General features: G+C 57.1%; 4 protein-coding genes. All 4 read left to right on the top strand.

What is annotated here, in order from left to right; all coding sequences use genetic code 11:
• A partial coding sequence (locus WCA53_RS27045) for an extracellular solute-binding protein (protein ID WP_423917916.1) occupies window positions 1-822 on the top strand: 822 nt, incomplete at its 5' end.
• Window positions 823-845: 23 nt separating this feature from the next.
• Entirely contained in the window at window positions 846-1,775 is a 930-nt protein-coding gene (locus WCA53_RS27040; RefSeq protein WP_423917912.1) for a carbohydrate ABC transporter permease, read from the top strand.
• Window positions 1,775-2,641 (top strand): carbohydrate ABC transporter permease, encoded by an 867-nt coding sequence (locus tag WCA53_RS27035; protein WP_423917908.1) that lies wholly within the window; start codon window positions 1,775-1,777, stop codon window positions 2,639-2,641. The genes WCA53_RS27040 and WCA53_RS27035 overlap by 1 nt, the downstream gene beginning before the upstream one ends.
• A 26-nt stretch (window positions 2,642-2,667) precedes the next feature.
• Window positions 2,668-3,249, top strand: a 582-nt coding sequence (locus WCA53_RS27030; RefSeq protein ID WP_423917903.1) for an SIS domain-containing protein, incomplete at its 3' end; no start/stop codon positions are given.

The raw sequence follows: 3,249 nt of genomic DNA, 5'->3' as shown, positions 1-3,249 counted from the left end.
CACCTGAAAAAGGCCGGTATTGAACAACCCCCGAAGACGCTCGCAGAGTTGACGGCTGACGCAACCGCGATTAAAGCGAAGGGCATTGTCAAGTATCCAATCGCGCTTCCGTTGTCGGCGACCGAGGGGACCGCTACTGCCTGGTATCTCTTGACGAAGGCTTTCGGGGGCGACCTTTTCGACGCCAATCTCGACCCATTGTTTGTTTCGCCGGATTCGCCAGGTTACAAAGCCTTGGCTTGGGAAATAAATGCGCTTAAGGCCGGCCTCATTGATCCGGCTTCCACCGGTCTTAAGGACGTCGAAGTTCAGGAGCTGTTCAAAGGCGGCCAGGCGAGTTTTGATGTAGCGGGTTGGGCTGGCAATCTCGCGGTCTATACCGACCCCTCTAAATCGAAGGTCGCGGCCTCGGTCGAAGGGGCGCTCATGCCTACAGCATCTGGAAAAACCCGGACATTTGGTCTCCCCGAGGCGGTCGGCATTCCTGCTGCATCCACACACAAGAAGGCGGCGGAAGTTTTCATTCGCTGGTTTGTAGCTCCGGAGAACCAACTGGAAAGTTACACAGCACTTGGCAACCTGCCTACGCGTACCAGCGTGCTCAAAACCCTTGATGCGCAGGGCAAGCTCGCCAGCGGAAAGGTCTTGCTGGCGCAAGCGGCCGTGGTGGAGCCACTCTTCAAACAAGGCACGCCCGCGTGGTACCCGGAGTTCAGCAGTGCGGTATCCACCGCGATTAACCAGGCTGCAAAAGGACAATTGACCGTCGATGCAGCCATTAAACAGATTGCCGCCCAGGCCGCCGATGCCAGAAAGCAATGATCCCGCCGTAAGGACACGCAGTGATGAATTCTGACGCCGTAATACCCAAAGTCGTAGCGAGTTCAGGTGAAAAGCCAGTTACGTACAACGGCGATCGCTGGCTCGGCCTGATCCTGGCGGCACCGATCGTGCTCATCATGGCCGCGTTCGTCTTCGTACCCGTATTGGTAACGCTATGGGACAGCGTGCATAGGGTTGAGCCCATGCGTCCAGGGACACCGTTCATCGGTCTTGCGCATTACTGGAGCTGGATGAGCGATCCGAACGTTCAGCATGCCTGGATCAATACACTGGCCTATGTCGTGTTCGCCGTGGTACTCGAAACGCTCGGAGGGCTAGGTGCGGCACTACTGCTCAACAAAATCACTTTTGGCAGGCGATGGTTGCTTGCCGCCGTGGTTTTGCCCTGGGCGTTACCGCCGGTCGTGAATGCGATCGTCTGGTTGTGGATCTACAACCCGAGCTACGGCCTTTTGAATGCCGTCTTGAAGACGACGGGATTGATAAGCGCCTATCACGTGTGGTTCAACGATCGCACCACGGCTTTACTGCTTGTCGCGCTAGTCCACGTCTGGCGAATGATGCCGCTGACAGTCGTGATCCTGTTGGCGTCGCTGCAAAGCATACCGGCTGAGCTATATCAAGCTGCTCGGCTAGACGGCGCCGGTCCGATCCGATCGTTTGTCAAAGTGACGCTTCCACTGATCGCCGGAGGACTTGCCATTGCGCTTAGTCAATCCACGGTATTCGCGTTCAACTTGTTTGACGAAGCGTGGATCCTTACCGGATCGAGTCTCGATACTCGCCCGGTTCTTGTGGAAGTCTATATGTCGGCGTTCCAGAATCTGCGGTTCTCTTATGGTATGGCGTTATCGGTGCTCGTGATGTTCGCGTCGCTGCTCACGTCGCTGGTGTATGTCCTGCGCGTTTATCGCGAAACGAGGTATGACTGATGCGTCGCTCACTTATTGCTCGTTTCGGATTGCTTGGTGCGGCACTGCTGTTGCTGGTATGGTCCCTGGGCCCGGTTTATTGGGCGCTCGTGACAAGCTTTACCGCGCCCACCGATCTGGTCTCACCATCGCCGCATTTCTTTCCGCCTCACATTACATTCGAACATTATGCAAAGCTGCTCGGCGCCACGAGCTCGTACCAGGGCGATGAAGTGCAGTCAGTGTGGCCGCAATTTAGCCGCGCACTCGTCAACAGCCTTATTACGTCCGTCGTGGCGACGGCCGTTACCGTAGCCCTTGCTGCATTTGGAGCCTACGCATTCGTCCGCCTCACATTTCCCGGCCGGAACCTCATCTTCGTGCTGGTTGTAGGCTCGCTCGCGATTCCGGCCTACACGGTAATGATTCCGCTGTACCGACTGATGGTGTCGCTAAAGCTTATCGATACGTACTTGGGCGTGACCCTGGTCTACGTGTCGGCGTTCTTGCCGCTCGCCCTGTGGCTAATGCGCAGCGTGTACCAGTCGCTGCCGCTGTCGCTTGAGGAAGCGGCGTGGATGGACGGCGCGAGCCGGACCTACACGCTATGCCGGATAGTCCTTCCACTGGCCGCACCCGGTCTGATCGCAAGTGCAATCCTGACGTTCCTCAGCGCTTGGGGGCAGTTCATGATTCCACTCGTTTTCTCGCCGACACTCGCAACCAAACCATTGACGGTACTCATCCCTGAGTTCGTCAGCAGGAACTATGTCGATTACGGCCTCATGAACGCGGCAGGCGTTCTTGCCATCATTCCTCCGATCATCGTCGTACTTTTTCTCAACCGCTATCTTGTTGAAGGTCTGATGGCCGGATCAGGCAAGTGATTCGTCTACGAAAGGAATACCTGAAAATGAATGTTACCGAACGCGTGATCCAAGAACAGTTCCAATTCTGGCCTGCCGCACTAGTCGTGCCGTCGTTAGAAAAGTCGCAAACGAATTTCGTCGTGGTGGGTTGCGGCACCTCTTACCACCTGGCTCAAACGATCGCGGCGTCCTTCAACCTGAAGGGGCTGCGCGCCATCGCGGTGCCAGGAGGGGAGTGGGCACGGCATCGGCACGCTTACGTGGCAAATGATGTGGGCGTCCACGTAATCGCGTTATCGCGAAGCGGCGAATCGAGTGAAACGGTCCAGGCGCTTCAAGTCAGTCGCGCTGCCGGGCTTAAAACGACCGCGATCACGTGCGAAGCGAACAGCAGCGTTACCCGGCACGCCGATACGGTGGTCTTCGCCAAGACGCATCCGGACGAAGGCATTGTGATGACATCGTCGGCAAGCCTGATGCTGCTTATGGGACTGCGTATGGCTGGCATTACCGTGGAACAGCGGGTCGCGGAAGATGCAAAGGCTGCGATGAAGCAGTTGGAGTCACTGCTTGCTGGGGCGTTGCGTGGCCGCTCCCATTTCGTCTACCTCGGGGCGGGCCCCATG

Source organism: Caballeronia sp., assembly GCF_049581465.1.
GTDB lineage: Bacteria > Pseudomonadota > Gammaproteobacteria > Burkholderiales > Burkholderiaceae > Caballeronia.
The sequence above is the reverse complement of the archived record's forward strand: the minus strand, read 5'-3'. Positions and strand labels throughout refer to the sequence as shown.